Genomic DNA, 19,766 nt, shown 5'->3' with positions numbered 1-19,766 from the left:
TCAGGACACCTTGAACACCTTCATCACCTCGTCCCCCAGGTGATTGATGACCTTCACCGCGAAGCGGCCGGTGGTGGGTTTGGGGAACGGGCGGGAGGTGTCGGAGTGGAGGGTGGCCCAGGCGTCTGGGTCGATTTCGGCCTTGAGGGTGGTCTTCAGCGACTTGTAGGGGTCGTTGGCGCCGAGGAAGTAGGCGTGGCGGACGAAGAAGGATTCTTCGTTGTAGTCGGTGTCGATGAACCAGCAGGCGATGCCGTCGGCGCCGTCGCTGCGGACTTCGCCGGTGCTCGGGTGGAAGACGTCCACGCCGTTGATGCGCACCACCAGCTCCTCGCCCGCGGGCAGGTCGATCACGTCCTTGCTGCCGTCGTAGGTGCGGATGCTGCGGCCCTGGGTGTCGAGCACGTCCACATCGGGCTCGCCGAAGATCACGAACAGGTTGCCCTTGCCGGTGTTCTTCAGGTCTTCGGCCATGTGCAGGTCGGCGTTCATGCGGGCCTTGAGCACGGTGATGCGGCCGAGCTTGCTGAACTCGCTGGCAGGGGCATCGTAGTTGAAGGCGCAACTGATGAGCACGTCGAAGACGGCGTCGCCGGCCTCGCGGGCTGCGTCCACCAGGTCGGCGCGGGAGACGGTGCCGAACTCGGGGCCGATCAGGATGCCGGCGCGCTTCGGCTTGCCCTGCTCCAGGTAGCGGCCTTCGGCGCAGATCAGGTCGCCGGGCCAGGTTTCGAGTGATTCGAACTCGATCCGGTCGGCCTTGTGCGCCTGCTGCACGCCGGCTGTTGCGAGATTGGACAGGATCATCGAGGTGAAGTCCTGGCCGTAGTCGGCGCGGTCCTCGGCAGTCTGGTCGATCAGGTTATCTTCCTCGTCCACGCCGAGCACGCGATGCGGGCTGAGACTTTCGACGGTGAAGGGACCGGCCACGCGCACCTTCTTTCTGTCCTCATAGGGCTTGTCGTAAAGGAACTCGTACTCGGCCTTGGCAGCGATGGAGGCGTCGATCTCCTGCTGGCGGGCGATGCGCTGCTGCCACCAGTCGGTGTGCATCTTCTTCGCGCTGGCGCTCCACTTGGCGTCGGCTTCGCGCGGAATCTCCCATTCTTCCCACTGCTTGCCCAGCGCCTTGTTCAAGGCTTCGCGCAGCGGTTCAAGCTTTTCCTGCGACGAATCCCAGATGACGTCGATCTCGGCGTTGTTGGCGATGGACTTCAGGGTGATATGCGGCACGCGTTCATAGACGAAGCCGTGAGCGATGTTGCCGTACACGGACTGCGAGGACGGCGCGCTGCGGGTGACTTCGGCTTCCTTGAGCTGGCCTTCGCGGCTGTCGGAAAGCAGGTAGAACGGATAACGCGCGCCCATGATTCGGGCGCGAGCCAATGCCAGCGCCACGCGCGAGGTGTCGAGGGTGATCCAGCGACGACCCCATTGTTCGGCGACGTAGGCCGTGGTGCCAGAACCGCAGGTTGGGTCCAGCACCAAGTCGCCGGGGTCGGTGCACATCAGGATGCAGCGCTCGATGACCTTTGGCGACGTTTGCACGACGTAGATTTTGTCTGCGGTAAAGCCCGCTACGCCAGTGTCACTCCAGTTGTCATTAGTTGGGAAGGCAGGGTAATCATCAAAGAAGCGAACGTAGCGCAGATTCTGCCCGACGGCTTCAATGCGCGAAGATCGAATTAGCCTCGGAAAGCTTGCCTGCTCTGTCTTCCAGTAGCCCTTAGGGATGTAATCCGATCCTTCGAACCCGACGAGATAACGTGTCCCTGGACTTTGACTTGTGAGGTCGCTCGTCGTGTAAGGCTTTGCACCATCTGGCAAGGTGCCGTCCGCATCGAGCACCATCGCTAGCGGTGCACGCACTCCTCCGCTGAGTTGCGCCTTCGAATAGGCAAGTGCGCCCTCGCCGCCCAAGGTCTTCAGCTTGTAAAGCTGGCGATACTTTGCCCTTGGCCGATCCCTTGCGTACCAGAGTATGTAATCTGACACTGATGCCAGAAGATTATCGGTTTGACCAGTCGTCTTGACGAAGGTAATGAGGCGGACAAAATTCTCATCCCCAAACACTTCATCCATCACCGCACGAACGCGATGCACGTTCTCATCGCCAATCTGCACAAAAATTGAACCGGATTCCGTCAACAAATCCCGCGCCACCATCAAGCGATCGCGCAAATACGTCAGGTACGAATGAATCCCGTCCTTCCACGTATCCCGAAACGCCTTCACCTGCTCCGGCTCGCGGGTGATGTGGTCGGCATTGCCGTCCTTCACGTCGCGGCTGGTCGTTGACCACTGAAAGTTGCTGTTGAACTTGATCCCGTACGGCGGATCGAAATAGATGCACTGCACCTTGCCGCGCAGGCCTTCGCGCTCCGCCAGGCTGGCCATCACCTGCAGGCTGTCGCCCAGGATCATCCGGTTCTGCCAGTGGCCTTCGTGCTGGTAGAACTCGGTGCGGTCGGCGCCTTCGGGCAGGCCGTTGAAGTCGCCGAACAGGTCGGCCACGTCACCGGCCTGCGGCGCAGCGGCCTGCTCGCTCAGCCGGCGCAGGTCGTCGATCAGGACCTTGGGCTTGACCTTCTCCTGGATGTAGAGCGGCGGCGCGTTGACCACCAGGTCGGACCAGTCCTGCTGGTCCTTGCCGCGCCAGACCAGTTGCGGGTCCAGATCCGGGTTGCGCTGCGCCTTCTCGCCGTCCAGACCGTTGCCGCCGCGCGGGTACTTCACCTTGATCGGCACCTGCTCGTGCTCGTGCATCACCGACTGGTGCTCCACCGTCGGGATGTTCTTGCGTCTGGCCTCGCCGTGGGCGAGATCCTCGACGCGGAGCGGGGCTTTGGGTTTGCGGGGCTTTCGGGACATGGCGTGTTCAGACTTGCGTTCGGGTTGCCGTTAGTTAACGTTAATCGCTTTCGGTTAACTAGCGAAGAGATCAAGGTAAGGTTCGAACTCGTACAGCCGGCCACGCATCTGGCCGGTGATCTCGACCAGGATTCCCAATCGAATCAAGTCCTTGACCAAGGCCTGGGCGGTCGGGGCAGACACCCCGAGCTGGTGCTCCAGGTCGGCGGCGGAGATCACCGGGTGGCGATACAGCAGGTTCAATGTGGCGCGGGCATTGGGCGCGCGCTTGCCCAGCGCCAGGATGCGCTGCTCCACGTCGGTGCGCAGGACCAGGATCTTGCCGAAGGTGTCGCGCCCCTTGGCGGAGGTCTCGGCCACGCCCCGCAGGAAGAACCGCACCCAGTGGATCAGATCGCCCGAGACGCGCACACGGGTCAGGGCATCGTAATAACTGCCGCGGTTGCGCTCGAAGAAGTCCGACAGGTACAGCGAGGGCTTGGCCAGCAGGCCATGGCTGACCAGGTACAGCGGCACCAGCAGGCGGCCGATACGGCCGTTGCCGTCCAGGAACGGATGGATGGTCTCGAACTGATAGTGGCTGATGGCCAGACGGATCAGGTGCGGGACGGTGACCGATTCGTTGTGCCAGAACTTCTCCAGATCGCCCATCAGTTCCGGCACGCCCTCGTGGTGGGGCGGGATAAAGGCGGCGTCGGCCAGGCTGGAGCCACCGATCCAGTTCTGGCTGATGCGGAACTCACCCGGTTGCTTGTGCTCGCCACGCGCCCCGCGCAGCAGGATGGCGTGGGTCTGCCTGAGCAGCCGGTTGGACAGGGGCAGATTGTCGAGCTCGGCAATGGCAAAGTTGACCGCGTCGATGTAGTTGCGCACTTCTCGCCAGTCGTCGCGCTTCTCCGGCTTGATCTGCTCTTCCGGCAACACGGCTTCGTCGATGCCGGTGTTGGTGCCCTCGATGCGACTGGAGGTCTGCGCCTCCTTGACCACGTGCATTTCGATGAACAGGTCGATGTCCGGGACGATCAGCGAATAGGCGTTGAGCTCGCCCAGGGCGCGGTTGGCCGATTCGAGCAGCACATTGATCTGCGGGTCTTCCCAATGCCAGTCGTGGTTCACCGGCACCGGCTCGAAACTCTTGTACTGCAGGCGCTGCTGCCAGCGGCCGGGCTTGAAGGTTTCGAACTTCATGCACCGTGACCATCAATGTGCAGATTGCAGCCTGCGTGCCCTACCTCAAGCACCTCTCCGCTCGAATGCAGATGTCTGGACAGAAAGTGCCATTTGCACGGGTGATCCATTGTCTTTCCCTGCTGATGCTCGGGCAGGTCGGCATCCATTTTATCCCTGACCTTTTCGATCAACCCCTTGATGTTCTGTTGCTTGACGTAAGCGATCACCAGACCCCGACACTCGTGACCCGTCGAGTATCGTGCAAGGAGCTGGTTCAGCCCCTTCAGGTGGTATTCCGGACCACCGTAGACCTTCGCCTCGCCAAGCTTCTTCCTCATCGGAGAGCAGTAATTGGCGCTTATGGTGATGTCCACATGCCCGTTTGAGTTCGCCTCCTGCGATACGCTCAACCCCGGGACGGACAACGCGCCGGCCAGGACGGCAGTCAGGCCGTTCTCGTCCAGACTCGCAAGGTTCTTGCCGTTCGTCTCCAGATGATGGAGCGATCTTTCCAGGATCGCATCGAAGGCCTTATCAAAATCCGCTTCGGATTCAGCCGCCATCAGATCGACGTACTCGGGCGCCTTGGCCCGAATGCGCTCAACAAGCGCCAGCAAAGAGCTGTCAGGGCTACTCATGGGACGAATCCAGCGGATTGGGCTGCCATGTCACCTCGACCAGCCCCGCCCATTCGACCCAGGCCTCCACCCCGGATTCCCCCCGCCGGGAGGCCCTGAGCCTTTCGGCCACTTCGCTGGGCGAAACCGGGCATCCATTGATGGAGTTCGTGAGATTCAATCGGAATTGTCCGGGCTGCTCGCCAGTCAACAGGGACAGGACGGAGAATGTCTCGTCGGCATCACATTGGGTTTGCTCCCCCATCCACGCAATGTCACCCAGGTAGATTTGATGGTGTTCGCGTCCCCTCGCCAGCTCCCAGAAGCCACGAACTACCCTGGTCAAACCCGGCTGGCACTTCAAGAACGATGAGAGCAATCGTTCTGAGCGATTGGCCATCACCGTGAGCAGGTCGAATTCGCGACCCGAGGCGCGCTCGATCATCTTCGCGAACTCGACCTCCACCCGCTGCGCGAAGTCTTCCTGCATCTCATACAAATCCACGAACTCCGCGAAGGCCCAGCGGCCGTGGCTGCCCAGGTGGTTCACGCCGGGGATCCAGTAGGTGTCCATCGTGGACTTCTTTTCCTTGGCATCCTCGCGGCGGTAGCCCTTGATCTCGACGATGAGGTTGAGGGGGTTGTCCGGACCGTGGCCGTCATCCACCTTGACGATGAAATCCGGCAGATAGGTGCGGGTCAGGGAGCCGAAGCGGTACGGCACCTTGAGGTCGAGGTTGTGGTTCTTGGTGTAGGCCAGCACCCTGGGGTGGGATTCAGCCACGCGGCAGAACTCGCCTTCCCAGTCGCTGTCCAGGATCACCCAGTTGACGTGGTTCTTCGGCGGCGGGCCCTGGGTCTCCCAGCGGTCTTCGCGCGAGGTGTTGAAGCCGACGTGCGCGGTGCTGCCGGTGGGGTTGAACGGATCGAGGATCGCCTTGACTTGGCGGCCCTTCTCCAGCTCCTTGTTGGTGATGCCCTTGGTGATGCGCTCGCAGGCCATGTCCGCCAGTTCGCGGTACATGAGCTGCGCCGGATAGGTGCCGCCCTTGCATTCCAGGCAAGTGTCTAGCCAGTGCCTGGTAATGCGCTTGAGTTGGCCGAACAGGTTGATCGGCGCGTCCTCGCCGGCATCACGCCAGTGCTGGAACAGCAGGTGCTTGGTGAGTTCCATCAGCAGGGTGGACTGGCGCACGTCGCCCAGGTGCTTGATGTCCAGCTCCACCGCTTCGCCGATGATGCCGGCGTTGTGCGTCCGGGTGGCGCCGACCATGTCCGGCGTCAGTGTCAGCACGTGGTCGGCATTGAATTCGGCTTCGAGCTGGTCTTCCGGCAGTTCGACGCGGTAGCCCTGCACGCGCGGAAACTCGATCTCCAGATGATCGCGCTCCGGCCGCATCGCCTTGACGTGCACGGTCTTGCGCGGCTTTGGCGGCGGCACGACCACGGGTTCAGCGGTGAAGTTGAAGGGAATGCCGAAGACGTCGGCATATTCCACGTCGAACAGGCCCTTGTCGTTCAATTCGTAGGACTGGCGGCGCAGGGCGCGGCCAATGACCTGTTCGCACAGGAGCTGGGTACCGAAGGCGCGCACGCCGAGGATGTGGGTGACGGTATTGGCGTCCCAGCCCTCGGTGAGCATCGATACTGACACCACGCAACGGATCTGCTCGCCCAGCCGACCCTGCTTGCCGACCGTGTTCATCACTTCGCGCAGCAGCTCCTGATCCGTGATGGCCTCGGCCTGCTTGCGGTCACCGGTGCGCTCGATGATCTCGCGACGGAATCGCTCGATCTCATCAGCCGCCATGCCGCGGAAGTTGTCGTCCAGCGCTTCGCCGGATTCGAGCTGTTCGCTGTCGATCAGCAGGGTGTTGGGCCGAGCCATCGGGTTGCCGTGCTCGTCGAAGTTGCGGAACAACTCCAGTCGGCCGGGAACCGGCGTCATCGATCCATCAGGATTGCTGCGCTCGAAGCCGGAGATGTAGTCGTACACCAGCTTGGAGGTGGCGGTGTTGTTGCAGACCACGATGAAACACGGCGGCACCTGGATGCCGGCCTGCTTCCAGGCGTCGTAGGTCTTGACGTAGTGGCCGTAGAGGGCCTCCAGCGCGGTCTGCAGCTCTACCGGAATGGCCAGTGGGTCCAGCTGCGCTGCCTTCCCGCGTCCTTTCTTCGGCATCTTCTTGCCGATGTGCTTCCACAGCTCGCGGTAGATGGGCATCTCAGCGCCGGGGACGTTATCGGCGACCGGCACACGCGGGAGCTTGACGATGCCGCACTCGATGGCGTCCATCAGCGAGAAGTCGCTCATGGTCCACGGAAACAGGGTGCCCTCGGCGTAGCCCGAGCCGGCCAGGAAGAATGGGGTCGCCGAGAGATCGATCACCTGTTGCAGGCCGATCTTGCGGTTGACCGCCTCCAAGCCGGAGATCCACAGGCGGGCGGCCTCGTTGTTGTCCTTGGCTTCGGCTTTCTCGTCGGCAGCCAGATCCTCGTCGCTCTCTTCGGCCGGCTTTTCGCGGTAGCAGTGATGCGCTTCGTCGTTGATAGCCAGGATGTGCTTCATGCCCATCAGCTCGGGCATGACCCGCTGCAGCATCTGGCCTTCGGTTTCCAGCGTCTCCAGCGCCTCGCCGGTGCGCCCCTGCAGCAGGCGACGACCGCCCTTGGACAACTCGATGCGCTCGCGCAGCTTGAACGCGTGGTAGTTGGTGATGACGATCCTGGCCTTGTCGAGGTCGTGCAGCATGTCGCGCGGCACGATCTCGCGGCTGGCGTAGTAGCTGTCCGGGTCGTTGGGCTGCAGGACACGCAGGCGGTCCTTGATGGTCAGGCCCGGCGCCACCAGCAGGAAGCCGCGGGTGAACTTCTTACTGTTGGGGTGACGTACGGCATTGATGGTCTGCCAGGCGATCAGCATGGCCATGACCGTGGTCTTGCCCGCGCCGGTGGCCAGCTTCAGGGCCAGACGCATCAGCTCGGGGTTGGCGTCGTTGTTGGCCTTCTTTAGGTGCTCACGGAAGCGATCGCCGCTCTTGCCGATCTGCGGGGCGACTTCGGTCAGCCAGATGGCGGTTTCGGCGGCCTCGACCTGGCAAAAGAACGGGCGGACACCCGCGAACGGGTGGTGGCGCCAGTGTTGCAGCAGGCGGGCGGTTTCGGGGGTGACGCGCCACTGGGCCTGCGGCAGCTTGCGCCAGACGTCCACTTCATGGCGGACGGCGTTGATGATGGCGGTGTGGTCGTAGGCCTGTTCGTCCGTCGAAAGCCCCCTGCCCTCGTCGAAAGTCAGGCTGGCCTGGTCGCCGGCCCCACCCTTGCGCTTGCGGGGCCTGGGAATCGGGGTGATGAAGTCCGCCCGACGGCGGCTGGGGGCGATTTCCTGCGTGGGCTGGCCGGTCGCATCCAGCTCCCAGTGGCTGGACGGGTACTCGTACGGCGAATTGAGGATTGGCTGTTCGAAAAACTGGTTGGTCATGTCTCCCTGGCCCCCCTGGCCAGAAATCGCACTTGCGCTGCGAAGCATCGCAGCTGCCAATACCCTCCATTCTGCCTCACCGAGGTCTCAACTGGAGAGACCACCAAGTGCAATGAGCCGTTCCGCGTGAATTGGGCACGCAATCGGGAGAGGCTGGGCACGGCGTGGGCACAGGATGGGCACAGAAGATGTGCGGCGCCCACAGCGCAAAAGGGCCAACGAGCGCTAAGCCGTTGACCCTTGTGCTTTTTCTATGGCGCGCCCGGAAGGATTCGAACCTCCGACCCCCAAGTTCGTAGCCTGGTGCTCTATCCAGCTGAGCTACGGGCGCGTTGTGCAGAAGCGGAATTATGAAGAGGTGAATGACGTTCGTCAATCATCTCGGTGGAACCCATCTCGTTGGAGATGGCGGAGACTGAGGGATTCGAACCCTCGATGGAGCTTTTGACCCCATACTCCCTTAGCAGGGGAGCCCCTTCGGCCTCTCGGGCAAGTCTCCGGGTGATGCTCTCTTGGCTTGCGCCGTCGAGGGGCGCAAGGATACCGGCTTGATGCGAAACCGGCAAACCTCAGTTGGCGCCTTCCTCCTGGTCGACCGCCGGGACGTCGTCCTCGCGGTGGATGCGCTGGTAGATCTCCTCGCGGTGGACCGAGACATCCTTCGGCGCGGTGATGCCGACGCGCACCTGGTTGCCCTTGACGCCCAGCACGGTCACGGTGACCGAGTCACCGATCATGAGCGTCTCGCCAACCCGCCTGGTCAAAATCAACATGTGGGGTACTCCTGCGCCGGGTCTGCGCCCGGTCCTGGAAGGACGGCGCCGGGCGGCACCGTCCGTGACACTTCAGCTGAACATGATAGCGAGCGACGTGCCCGCCGTGCTGTATGCAAAAAGTAACGGGGAAAGCGAAGGTTCAGGCCAGTCGCGCCGCCACCCAGCCAGGCACCTCGGCCAGCGCCGCCTGCAGCGCGGGCCCGTCCTCGCCACCGCCCTGGGCCATGTCCGCGCGGCCGCCGCCCTTGCCCCCGACCTGGGCCGCGACGTGCGACAGCAGCTCGCCGGCCTTGACGCGTCCCAGCGCGGCGCCGCTGACACCCGCCACCAGCGCGGCGCGGCCGTCACTGGCGCCAGCCAGCAGCACCACAGCGTCGCCGAGCTGCTGCTTGAAGCGGTCCAGCGCGTCGCGCAGCGCGCGCGCGTCGAGGCCTTCGATGCGGACGGCCAGGACCTTGATCCCGCCGACGTCCACGGCGCCCGCGGACAGGTCGGCGGTGGCGCTGCTGGCCGCGCGCGCCTTCAGCGTCTCGAGCTCGCGCTCCAGCTTCTTCTGGCGGTCGAGCAGCGTGCGCAGCTTGTCCCCGACTTCGGCCGCGGTGCCGCCCAGCAGGCGCGCGGCCTCGTCCAGGCGCGCTTCGCCGCGCGCGACATGCTCGAGCGCGGCGCGGCCGGTCAGGGCCTCGATGCGGCGCACGCCGGCGGACACGCCGCCTTCGGACACCAGCTTGAACAGGCCGATCTCGCCGGTGCGGCCGACGTGGGTGCCGCCGCAGAGCTCGACCGAGTCACCCATCTTCACCACGCGCACGCGCTCGCCGTACTTCTCGCCGAACAGCGCGATGGCGCCGGCGTCGATCGCCTCCTGCATGCCCATCTCGCGGATCTCGACGCCGTGGTCGGCGCGGACCTCGTCGTTGACGCGGCGTTCGACGTCGCGCAGCTCGTCGGCGCTGATCGGCTCGAAGTGCGAGAAGTCGAAGCGCAGGCGGTCGGGCGCGACCAGCGAGCCCTTCTGTGCGACGTGCGTGCCCAGGCGCTCGCGCAGTGCGCCGTGCAGCAGATGGGTGGCGCTGTGGTTGAGCACGGTGCTGGCCCGGCGCGCGGCATCGACTCCGGCCAGCACGTGGTCGCCCACCGCCAGCGCGCCGCTACGCAGCCGGCCGACATGGCCATGGAACTGGCCGGCGAACTTGCGGGTGTCCTCGACGACGAAGGCCACGCCCTGCGCATCGAGCTCGCCGGTGTCGCCGACCTGGCCGCCGGACTCGGCGTAGAACGGGGTGCGGTCGAGGAAGACGATGGCCTCGTCGCCGGCCTCGATCCGCTCGACCGGCACGCCGTCGCGCAGGATGGCCACGACCTCCAGGCCGCCGGCCTGCACGTGGTCATAGCCGAGGAAGGCGGTGGGCTGCATGCGCGCCACCAGTTCCGCGGGCAGCGTGGTGCCGCCGCCGAACTTGCCGGCCGCGCGCGCGGTCTCGCGCTGCTGCGCCATCGCGGCGTCGAAGCCGGCGGTGTCGACCTCCATCCCGCGCTCGCGCGCCATGTCGGCGGTGAGGTCGAGCGGGAAGCCGTAGGTGTCGTACAGGCGGAAGGCGTCGGCGCCGGGGATCACGCCGCTGGACGCGGCGTCGCTGCGGGCCGCGACCTCGTCGAAGATGCGCATGCCGCTGTCGAGGGTCTCGGCGAAGCGCTCCTCCTCGGCCAGCAGGGCGCGCTCGACCAGCGCGCGCTGGTCGCGCAGCACCGGATAGGCCTCGCCCATCTGCGCGTCCAGGGTCGCGACCAGCCTGTGGAAGAAGGGCTGGCGCACGCCCAGCATCCAGCCGTGGCGCAGCGCGCGGCGGATGATCCGGCGCAGCACGTAGCCGCGGCCTTCGTTGGACGGCAGCACGCCGTCGGCGACCAGGAAGCTGCAGGCACGGATGTGGTCGGCGATCACGCGAAGCGACTTGTTGTCGAGGTCGCTGGTGCCGGTGAGGCGCGCGGCCTCGGCGATCAGGGCCTGGAACAGGTCGATCTCGTAGTTGCCGTGCACGCCCTGCAGCACCGCCGCCACGCGCTCGAGGCCCATGCCGGTGTCCACGCAGGGCGCGGGCAGCGGCTCGAGGCGACCGTCGGGCTGGCGGTCGAACTGCATGAACACCAGGTTCCAGATCTCGATGAAGCGGTCGCCGTCCTCGTCCGGCGAGCCCGGCGGGCCGCCGAAATGATGCGCGCCGTGGTCGTAGAAGATCTCCGTGCACGGGCCGCAGGGGCCGGTGTCGGCCATCTGCCAGAAATTGTCCGAGGCGAACGGTGCGCCCTTGTTGTCGCCGATGCGGATGATGCGGTCTTCCGGCACGCCGACCACGTCGCGCCAGATGGCATGGGCCTCGTCGTCGGTGTGGTAGACGGTGACCACCAGGCGCTCGGCCGGGATCTTCCACACGCCGGTCAGCAGCTCCCAGGCCCAGGCGATGGCGTCGCGCTTGAAGTAGTCGCCGAACGACCAGTTGCCGAGCATCTCGAAGAAGGTGTGGTGGCGCGCGGTGTAGCCGACCTGGTCGAGGTCGTTGTGCTTGCCGCCCGCGCGCAGGCAGCGCTGGACGTCGGCCGCGCGCACGTAGCTGCGCTTCTCCGCGCCCAGGAACACGTCCTTGAACTGCACCATGCCGGAGTTGGTGAACAGCAGCGTCGGGTCGTTGCCGGGCACCAGCGGCGCCGAGGGCACGATGGTGTGGCCGCGGCCTGCGAAGAATTCGAGGAAGTCACGGCGGATGTCGGCCGTGGTCGGCCGCGTGGAGATCTGGTCTGGGGCTGGCATGCGGGGCTTGCGGGCAGGTTGGGGGCGAGTCCGCGCCGGCGCCCCTGCCGGCCCTGGCCTGCGCGGGTGCCGGGCGCGTGCGCTCGGATCTCCGCTAGGTTAGCAGGACGCGGCGCGAACCGAGTCCCCGCGTCATGCCCACGCCCCCCCGAGCGCCCGGCTCAGCCCTCGTCGAAGTCGAACGCGGTGGCGGCGCGCACGGTGTCGCCGTCGAAGCCCCGGCGGAACAGGAATTCGGCGGCCTTGCGGCGGAGCACGGGATCATCGGCGACGCCCACGCCGTGCCGGCGCTGCACCAGGCCGCGGGCCATGGCCCGCCAGTCGTCGTCACCGGAATCGGCCAGGGCCTCGAATGCGGCCCGGACCTGGTCCTCGCCCAGCCCATGGGTGGCCAGCTCGGCGCGGATGCGCAGCGGGCCGTATCCGGCCAGCGCGCGTGAACGCGCCAGCCCCGCCGCGAAGCGTGCGTCGTCCTGCCAACCCGCCTCCGCCATGCGCGCGACCGTGGCCTCGGCTTCGTCGCCGTCCACCCCGCGCGCTTCGAGCTTGCGCGCCAGCTCCTTGCGCGAATGCTCCCGCCGGACCAGAAGGCCCATCGCGCGCTGCGCGGGCGTCGGCTCGGGCCGGCGCCTGCGTCCGGGACCGGCACCAAGCCCCGGAGCGGACGCTCCCTCTCCGGCCCCGTCGCTGGAACCGGAGCCACGGCGGCGGCCACCGAAGGCGCCGGCACCGCCCATGCTCAGGCCTTGGCGCCCCGGCCGCGCCTGGCGACCGGCTCGCCCGCGCCTTCGTCGCCGCCGGACTCATCCTCGTCGTCGACCTCGGCCGCCGCGCCAGCCAGCGGCGCCATCTTCGCCCGCAGCTCGGACTCCAGGCGCTCGGCCACCGCCAGGTTCTCCTTGAGGTACTGGCGGGCATTCTCCTTGCCCTGGCCGATGCGCTCGCTGCCGTAGCTGTACCAGGCGCCGGCCTTCTCCACGAGCCCGGCATCCACGCCCATGTCGATCAGCTCGCCCTGGCGGCTGATGCCCTCGCCGTAGAGGATCTCGGTGATGATCTGCTTGAACGGCGGCGCCATCTTGTTCTTGACCACCTTGATGCGGGTCTGGTTGCCGATGATCTCGTCGCCCTTCTTGATCGCGCCGATGCGGCGGATGTCCAGGCGCACCGAAGCGTAGAACTTCAGCGCGTTGCCGCCGGTGGTGGTCTCCGGGCTCTGGCCCGGCATCATGATGCCGATCTTGTGGCGCAGCTGGTTGATGAAGATCACCAGGCAGTTGGAGCGCTTGATGTTGCCGGTGAGCTTGCGCAGGGCCTGGCTCATCAGGCGCGCCTGCAGGCCGGGGAGCTGGTCGCCCATCTCGCCCTCGATCTCGGCCTTGGGCGTGAGCGCGGCGACCGAGTCGACCACGACCATGTCGACCGCGTTCGAGCGCACCAGCATGTCCGCGATCTCGAGCGCCTGCTCGCCGGTGTCGGGCTGAGAGACCAGCAGGTCGTCGACGTTGACGCCCAGCTTCTGCGCGTAGGTGGGATCGAGCGCGTGCTCGGCGTCGATGAAGGCCGCGGTGCCGCCCTGCTTCTGGCACTCGGCGATGGCCTGCAGGGTCAGCGTGGTCTTGCCGGAGGACTCCGGGCCGTAGATCTCGACCACGCGGCCCTTTGGCAGGCCGCCGATGCCGAGCGCGACGTCGAGCAGCAGCGAGCCGGTGGGAATCACCGGGATGGCTTCGGCGGTGCGGTCGCCCATGCGCATTACCGAGCCCTTGCCGTACTGCTTCTCGATCTGGCCCAGGGCCGCGGCCAGCGCGCGCTTCTTGTTCTCGTCCATCGTGGTGTCCTCAGGTCTTGATATTGCGGGATTCGGGATTGGATGCAGTGTGGCCGGCCGGGGTCGCAAAGGCTGCGACGCGTCGGCACGGGACTGAGACTGGGCGCCTGGAAGCGGCGGTGGCAGCGGGCGACCCCGCGCATTCCGGTGGGGAAATGCCGCCGCGACTGTCGCCGGTACTGCCGCTGCTGCTGCCGCTGGTGCGGCCAATGTGGGGGCGGCCTTTGGGGGGGCGGCCTTTGCGGGAGCGGCCTTTGGGGGAGCGGCTATAGCCGCGGTGAATGTCTGTGGCGATGCCATTCGCGGCTGTAGCCGCTCCTACAAAAGCCGCCTGCACAAAGGCTTCCCCCACAAAAGCGGGGCCTGCAGGAGCGCTCACCGGTTGGGCCTTACGAGGCCGCAGTACAGGCCCTCGATGGCGAAGTCCTGGCCAGGCGCGACCTCGATCGGCGCGTAGTCGGGGTTGCGCGGCAGCAGGCGGATGCGGTCCTTGCCGACCTTCAGCAGTTTGACGGTGATCTCGTCGTCGATGCGCGCGATCACGATCTGGCCCGAGCGCGCATCCGCGGTGCGGTGCACGCCGATCAGGTCGCCGTCGAAGATGCCCTCGTCACGCATCGAGTCGCCGCGCACGCGCAGCAGGTAGTCCGGCGCGGGGGAGAAGAAGGCGCGGTCCATCAGCACCACCTGGTCGCTGCCGATGTCGGCGCCGATGGGGACGCCGGCGGCGACCTGGCCGAGGACGGGGAGTTCGAGGAGGTCGTCCGCAGGGGACTGGGGGACTGCAGGAGCAGCTACGACCCGGGATTTCGGTGGATTCCGGGTCGCAGCTGTAGCTGCTCCTACAGCTGCTCCGGGTGCCCGCAGCACGCGGATGCCGCGGGCCCGGCCCGGCACGCGCTCGATGGCGCCGGCGGCTTCCAGCGCCTCGAGGTGGTACTGCGCCGCGCGCACGCTGCTGAACCCGAAGGCGCGGGCGATCTCGGCCTGCGAGGGCGGCATGCCCTCCTCCGCGATGCGCTCGGCGATCAGGGCGAGGACCGCCTGCTGGGTGTCGGTGATGTCCATGGTTAGCAGTAATACTACTAACCCGCCCGGGAATCAACGCCGGTGCGCGCCCTTCCAGATCGAATAGACGATCCAGACCCCCAGCGCCGCCGCCCCGACGAAGCCGGCCACGCCCAGCGCCATCAGCCACTGGTTGCGTGCGCCGCCGCCGACGCTGTTCATCACGATCGAGGAGCCGATGATCAGTGCCGCGGTGATCACGCCCATCGTCAGCCGGCTGGCGGCGCTGTCGATGCGGTCGCCGAAGGCGTCGAGCGTGGGGATGTCGATGCGCGCGCCCAGGCGCCCGCCGCGGGCGGCGCGCAGCAGCCGGCGCAGGTCGCGCGGGAGTTCCGCGCCGAGTTCCAGCATGCCGGCCAGCCCGCGGCGCCCGCGCCGCGCCAGCACCGACGGCGCGAACCTGCGCAGCAGCACCCGCTCCAGCCAGGGCTTCGCCTCGGTCGCCATGTCGAAGCCGGGATCGAGCTGGCGCCCGAACCCTTCCAGCGTCAGGAAGGCCTTGATCACCAGCGCCAGGTCCGGCGGCAGCACCAGGCCGTGGGCGCGCAGCAGGCCGGCGGCGTCGGACAGCATCGTGCCCATGCGCAGGTCCTTCAGCGGCACGCCGCGGTAGCGGTCGACCAGGGTCGCGGTGTCGGACTCCAGCCGCTCCTCGTCGACCTCGCCGCCCAGGCTCCAGTCCAGCAGGATGTCGGCCACGGACTCGGCGTCCTGCACCACCATGCCGTGCAGCAGGCGCGCGATCTCCAGCCGCCGGCGCTCGCCGAGGTGGCCGACCATGCCGAAATCGATCAGCGCGATGCGCCCGTCACGCAGGAAGAAGATGTTCCCCGGATGCGGGTCGGCGTGGAACAGGCCGTCCTCGAGCAGCATCTCGAGCACGATGCCGGCGCCGGCGCGCGCCAGCGCGGTGCGGTCCAGCCCCGCGGCATCGACGGCGGCCAGGTCGCCCGCCGGAATGCCATCGATGAAGTCCTGGACGTTGAGCCGCTCCGAGGTCCACCGCCAGTGCACCCGCGGCACCACCAGGCCCGGGTCGTCGGCGAAGTTGGCGGCGATGCGCTCGGCGCTGCGGCATTCGGCAGCGAAATCGAGCTCGCGGCGCAGCGAGTCGCGGAACTGCCGCACCACCTCCACCGGGCGGTAGCGGCGCAGGTCGGGCAGCTGCGATTCGATCACCTCGGCCAGTCGCGCCATCAGCCGCAGGTCGGCCTCGACCGTGGCGGTGATTCCCGGGCGCCGCACCTTCAGGATCACCGGGCTGCCGTCGTGGAGCCACGCGCGGTGCGCCTGCGCCAGCGATGCCGCGGCCACCGGCACCGTCTCCACGCGGGCGAAGGCCTCCTCCGGCGCCATGCCCAGGTCCTCGACCAGCTGCGGATACACCGCCTCCCACGACAGCGCCGGCACCGCGTTCTGCAGCAGCCCCAGTTCGGCGATCCATTCCGGCGGCAGCAGGTCCACGCGCGTGGCCAGCACCTGGCCGAGCTTGACGAAGGTCGGCCCCAGCTCCTGCAGCGCGCGGCGCAGGCGCGCCGGCGGCAGCAATGCAGGGCGCTCTTCCGCGTGCTCCCAGTGCAGCAGCCGCCCGGCGCGCTCGAGCACCCCGGCCATGCCGCTGCGCCGGACCAGGTCGCCGAAGCCGTGGCGCACGAAGACGCTGGCGATTTCCTGCAGCCGGCCGAGGTCGCGGACGCCGGCGAGCGCGTCGAGCATGGTCACCGCGCCCGCCCGCTCACAGCAGCCGCTCCAGCCCGTGCAGGGCCTCGGCGACGGTGCGCCGGCGCACCGCGTCGCGGTCGCCGTCGAAGTGGAAGACTTCCGCCTGCGGATAGCCGCCGCGGCGCTTCCAGGCGATCCACACCGTGCCCACGGGCTTGTCCCCGGTGCCGCCGCCGGGGCCGGCGATGCCGGTCACCGCCACCGCGACGGTGGCGCCCGAGTGCACCAGCGCGCCGGAGACCATCTCGATCACGGTCTCGCGGCTGACCGCGCCGTGCTCCTCCAGCGTCTGCGGGCGCACGCCCAGCAGCGCCTGCTTGGCCTCGTAGCTGTAGACGGCCATGCCGCAGTCGAACCATGCCGAAGAGCCGGCGATGTCGGTCACGACCTTCGCGATCCAGCCGCCGGTGCAGCTCTCGGCGGTGACCAGCATGTCGCGGCTGGCCATCAGCCGTGCGCCGGTGTCCCGCGCAAGTCGCGCCAGTTCCGCGTCGTCCGGGGCTTCCATCGCATCCTTCCGCGTCGAAAGTGTCCAGTATCGGGCCTGCGGTCCGGCTTGTCGCGTGCGCGCCGGAAAAGACGACGGCCCGCGCTGGCGGGCCGTCGGATGCTGCAGCGGCGCAGGGCCGCGGGTCAGAAGTAGTTGAAGCGCACGGTCACGCCATAGGTCCGCGGCGCGCCGAGGAAGGCGTTCCACGAGCCGGACTGGATCGGCGCGTCGATGCCCACCTGCTTGTAGGTCTCGTCGGTGAGGTTCTGGCCCCACAGTTCGACCATCCAGCGACGGTTCCTGCTGCCGAAGCCGATGCGTGCATTGACCAGGGCATAGGCGTCCTGATCCTTCTGCGGATCAAGGTCGGAGCCGGTGTTGTAGTCGGACATGTACTTGGCGCCGATGTTGAAGCGGCCGATGTAGTCGGCACCGAAGTCCCACTCGTAGGTCACCGAGGCGTTGCCCGACCATTCCGGCGCGAAGCTCATCTGGTTGCCCGGCAGCAGCACCAGGTCGGCGTCGGGCAGCAGGTCGTTGCCGTACTCGGTCTTCGCATAGGTCAGGCCGCCCTGGATCATCAGGCCCTGGATGCCCGGCTGCCACAGCAGGTCCAGGTCCACGCCGGTCGAGGTGACCTCCGGGATCGAGCGCACCACGAAGGCCGTGCCGAGGAAGCTGTTGAGCTGGAAGTCCTCGTACTCCTGGTGGAAGGCCGCCGCGTTGAGCAGCAGGTTGCCGTCGGCCCAGGTGGTCTTCAGGCCCAGCTCGTAGCTGTTGACGAACTCGCCGGGGAAGTAGGTGTCGTCCTGCGGCGTGACCCCGACCTGGACGCGGTCGAGGTTGAAGCCGCCGGCCTTGTAGCCGCGCGCGGCCGACACGTAGCCCATGACGTCGTCGCTGAAGTCGTAGGCGACCTTCACCGTGCCCGACCACTCCTTCTCCGTCACTTCCTCGCGGGTTTCGCGGCCGTTGTGCAGCGCGTTGGCCCAGGGCAGGCACATGTAGCCGGCGACCTGCTGGATGGCCGGCGCCAGCGCCGGCAGCATCTGCTGGATCAGCTGCTGCTGCAGCGCTGGCGGCAGGTTGGCAAAACCGTTGATGCGCCCCAGCATCGCCCCGCCCACGCGGCCCGTGGGATCGGACAGGGTCAGGCCGCAGGCCGCGCTGCCGTTGGGATTGGTGAACTGCGAATCGAGCGTCTTCTTCTCGCGGGTGTAGCGCAGGCCGACGGTGATGTCGAGGTCGTCGGTGGCGTGGAAGGTGTTGTTGGTGAAGATCGCCGCGCTCTTGGCGTTCTGCGAGTACCTGTCATGCGCGCCGACGCCGGTGAAGTTGGTGCCGAAGGGCTGCCCGGTGATCTCGGAGAAGAACGTGGCGGGCATCGCCGTGTTCACGCTCAGCCCCAGCTGCGGCGGCAGGGTCGCGATCGCGCCCGCCAGCCCGGCCAGCACCTGGCTGCCGACCAGGGTCGACAGGTAGGGCTCGTAGGCGGCACCCATGAAGTAGGAATCGTTGCGGGCCAGGTCCTCGTCGGAATAGAACAGCCCCACCATCCAGTCGACGCGGTCGGTGGAGCCGGTCAGGCGGAACTCCTGGCTGAAGGTGTCGAACGCCACCAGCGAATAGTCCTCCTCCGGCGGCCGGTACATGATGTCGGCGGCGCTGTAGTCGAAGTCGATGCTGGTGATCGCGTCCCACTCGCGGAAGGCGGTGATCGAGGTCAGCACGGCCTCGTTGGCCCAGGGCGTGGTCCAGTTGACCTCGGCCGAGACGCCCTTGTCCTTGAGGTCCTGCTCGGTGGTGCGGTTGGCGTAGGCCAGGCGGCGGTCGAGGTCGACCTGCGGGATGATGCCCTCGCCGCCGGGGGTCAGCGCGTCGATGATCGCCGCGGTCGGGCCGCGGTGGGTGGTGACCGTGACGCAGCAGTTCTCTTCGCGGCTGGCGTAGTCGGCGGCGAAGTTGATGCTGAGGTTGTCGGTCGGCTCCAACAGCAGCTGGCCGCGCACGGCGTGGTAGTTCTGGTCGCCGTCGTCGGTCTCCCGGCGCGGGCCGCCGCCGGTGCTCACGTCGTCCACGCCGTCGCGCTTGCGCTTGGTGGCGTAGATGCGGAACGCGGCGTTCTCGCCAAGCGCGTCGTTGTACGCACCGGACACGCCGAACATGCCGTAGTTGCCGGCGGTGATTTCCGCCTCGGCGCTCTGCGAATAGCTCGGACGGCGGGTGACCACGTTGATCACGCCGGCCGAGGTGTTCTTGCCGAACACCGTGCCCTGCGGGCCCTTGAGCACCTCGATCCGGTCGAGTTCGCCCAGATCGCCGAAGGAGACGCTGTTGCGCGCGCGGTACACGCCGTCGATGACCACGCCGACCGACGACTCCAGGCCAGGGTTGTCGCCCACCGTGCCGATGCCACGGATGCGCGCGGTGGTCTGCGCCGCCGACTGCGTGCTGGTCACGGTCAGGCCGGGCACCAGCACCTGCATGTCCTTGATGTCGCGCACGCCGGTATCGACCAGCAGCTGTTCGGGCAGCACGTTGACCACGATCGGCACGTCCTGCAGGGCCTCCTCGCGCTTCTGCGCGGTGACCGTGATGGCCGAAAGCGTGGTGGCTTGTTCCTCGGCCGCGGGCGCGGCGTCCTGGGCATGTGCCGTGGACACCAGGGCGGGACTTGCGAGGATGGCGAGGAGCGCGGTGGCGAGCGCGTGGCGTTGCAGATGGCCTGAGACCATGGTGTCCCCCTACGGATGGATGTCATCGACGTCGGTGCGGGCGCCACCATGGGATCCATGGCGGATGCGCCGGGCCTGCGTGGGGGACTGGCCTGGCGCTGCGGTACCGCGACCTTGCGGCGACGCTAGCACAATTCCGGACGCGTGCGTATGTGCGTCCAGGCGGGCGGCACGGCGCGTTCACCGCCGGGCTGCC

General features: G+C 67.1%; 11 protein-coding genes, 2 tRNA genes and 1 pseudogene. All 14 read right to left on the bottom strand.

Annotated features, from left to right (window positions below):
* Positions 1-2,871, bottom strand: a complete 2,871-nt coding sequence (locus tag IE168_RS01210; protein ID WP_189494286.1) for a site-specific DNA-methyltransferase — start codon at positions 2,869-2,871, stop codon at positions 1-3.
* A gap of 54 nt (positions 2,872-2,925) precedes the next feature.
* On the bottom strand, positions 2,926-4,059 hold the full coding sequence (locus IE168_RS01205) for a Fic family protein (protein WP_189494284.1): 1,134 nt from the start codon (positions 4,057-4,059) through the stop codon (positions 2,926-2,928).
* Positions 4,056-4,679, bottom strand: a complete 624-nt coding sequence (locus IE168_RS01200) for a hypothetical protein (RefSeq protein WP_189494282.1) — start codon at positions 4,677-4,679, stop codon at positions 4,056-4,058. The genes IE168_RS01205 and IE168_RS01200 overlap by 4 nt, the downstream gene beginning before the upstream one ends.
* Positions 4,680-5,082: 403 nt before the next feature.
* Positions 5,083-8,139 (bottom strand): annotated as a pseudogene (locus IE168_RS01195) (BPTD_3080 family restriction endonuclease); the annotation flags it as partial.
* A gap of 254 nt (positions 8,140-8,393) precedes the next feature.
* Positions 8,394-8,470 (bottom strand) — tRNA-Arg (locus IE168_RS01190).
* Between the two features lie 75 nt (positions 8,471-8,545).
* Positions 8,546-8,638 (bottom strand) — tRNA-Ser (locus IE168_RS01185).
* 70 nt (positions 8,639-8,708) lie between these two features.
* Positions 8,709-8,912: a carbon storage regulator CsrA gene (gene csrA / locus IE168_RS01180; RefSeq protein WP_189494276.1), complete on the bottom strand. Its 204-nt coding sequence runs from the start codon at positions 8,910-8,912 to the stop codon at positions 8,709-8,711.
* Positions 8,913-9,054: 142 nt separating this feature from the next.
* Positions 9,055-11,724 (bottom strand): alanine--tRNA ligase, encoded by a 2,670-nt coding sequence (alaS, locus tag IE168_RS01175; protein ID WP_189494274.1) that lies wholly within the window; start codon positions 11,722-11,724, stop codon positions 9,055-9,057.
* Between the two features lie 161 nt (positions 11,725-11,885).
* On the bottom strand, positions 11,886-12,320 hold the full coding sequence (locus tag IE168_RS01170) for a regulatory protein RecX (RefSeq protein ID WP_229822977.1): 435 nt from the start codon (positions 12,318-12,320) through the stop codon (positions 11,886-11,888).
* A 143-nt stretch (positions 12,321-12,463) separates the two neighbouring features.
* A complete protein-coding gene (recA, locus tag IE168_RS01165) occupies positions 12,464-13,555 on the bottom strand; it encodes a recombinase RecA (protein ID WP_189494268.1) in 1,092 nt (363 codons plus the stop codon).
* A 375-nt stretch (positions 13,556-13,930) separates the two neighbouring features.
* Positions 13,931-14,623 carry a transcriptional repressor LexA gene (gene lexA / locus IE168_RS01160; RefSeq protein ID WP_189494266.1) on the bottom strand — a complete coding sequence of 231 codons (693 nt, stop codon included), beginning with the start codon at positions 14,621-14,623 and terminating at the stop codon, positions 13,931-13,933.
* A 33-nt stretch (positions 14,624-14,656) separates the two neighbouring features.
* Positions 14,657-16,339 carry an ABC1 kinase family protein gene (locus tag IE168_RS01155; protein WP_189494544.1) on the bottom strand — a complete coding sequence of 561 codons (1,683 nt, stop codon included), beginning with the start codon at positions 16,337-16,339 and terminating at the stop codon, positions 14,657-14,659.
* A gap of 19 nt (positions 16,340-16,358) precedes the next feature.
* Positions 16,359-16,853, bottom strand: coding sequence for a CinA family protein (locus IE168_RS01150; RefSeq protein WP_189494265.1), 495 nt, complete (start codon positions 16,851-16,853; stop codon positions 16,359-16,361).
* Positions 16,854-16,978: 125 nt separating this feature from the next.
* On the bottom strand, positions 16,979-19,570 hold the full coding sequence (locus IE168_RS01145) for a TonB-dependent receptor (RefSeq protein ID WP_189494263.1): 2,592 nt from the start codon (positions 19,568-19,570) through the stop codon (positions 16,979-16,981).
* Between the last annotated feature and the right edge of the window lie 196 nt (positions 19,571-19,766).

Source organism: Luteimonas padinae, from assembly GCF_014652935.1.
GTDB classification, from domain to species: Bacteria; Pseudomonadota; Gammaproteobacteria; order Xanthomonadales; family Xanthomonadaceae; genus Luteimonas; species Luteimonas padinae.
This window is presented reverse-complemented; position numbering and strand designations above follow the sequence as displayed.

What these genes read in the sequence shown, in the direction of transcription:
- IE168_RS01155 (WP_189494544.1), bottom strand. Translation starts at nt 16,339, where the DNA reads ATGCTCGACGCGCTCGCCGGCGTCCGCGACCTCGGCCGGCTGCAGGAA.
- alaS (WP_189494274.1), bottom strand. Translation starts at nt 11,724, where the DNA reads ATGCCAGCCCCAGACCAGATCTCCACGCGGCCGACCACGGCCGACATC.
- recA (WP_189494268.1), bottom strand. Translation starts at nt 13,555, where the DNA reads ATGGACGAGAACAAGAAGCGCGCGCTGGCCGCGGCCCTGGGCCAGATC.
- IE168_RS01210 (WP_189494286.1), bottom strand. Translation starts at nt 2,871, where the DNA reads ATGTCCCGAAAGCCCCGCAAACCCAAAGCCCCGCTCCGCGTCGAGGAT.
- IE168_RS01200 (WP_189494282.1), bottom strand. Translation starts at nt 4,679, where the DNA reads ATGAGTAGCCCTGACAGCTCTTTGCTGGCGCTTGTTGAGCGCATTCGG.
- IE168_RS01170 (WP_229822977.1), bottom strand. Translation starts at nt 12,320, where the DNA reads ATGGGCCTTCTGGTCCGGCGGGAGCATTCGCGCAAGGAGCTGGCGCGC.
- lexA (WP_189494266.1), bottom strand. Translation starts at nt 14,623, where the DNA reads ATGGACATCACCGACACCCAGCAGGCGGTCCTCGCCCTGATCGCCGAG.
- IE168_RS01205 (WP_189494284.1), bottom strand. Translation starts at nt 4,059, where the DNA reads ATGAAGTTCGAAACCTTCAAGCCCGGCCGCTGGCAGCAGCGCCTGCAG.
- IE168_RS01150 (WP_189494265.1), bottom strand. Translation starts at nt 16,853, where the DNA reads ATGGAAGCCCCGGACGACGCGGAACTGGCGCGACTTGCGCGGGACACC.
- csrA (WP_189494276.1), bottom strand. Translation starts at nt 8,912, where the DNA reads ATGTTGATTTTGACCAGGCGGGTTGGCGAGACGCTCATGATCGGTGAC.
- IE168_RS01145 (WP_189494263.1), bottom strand. Translation starts at nt 19,570, where the DNA reads ATGGTCTCAGGCCATCTGCAACGCCACGCGCTCGCCACCGCGCTCCTC.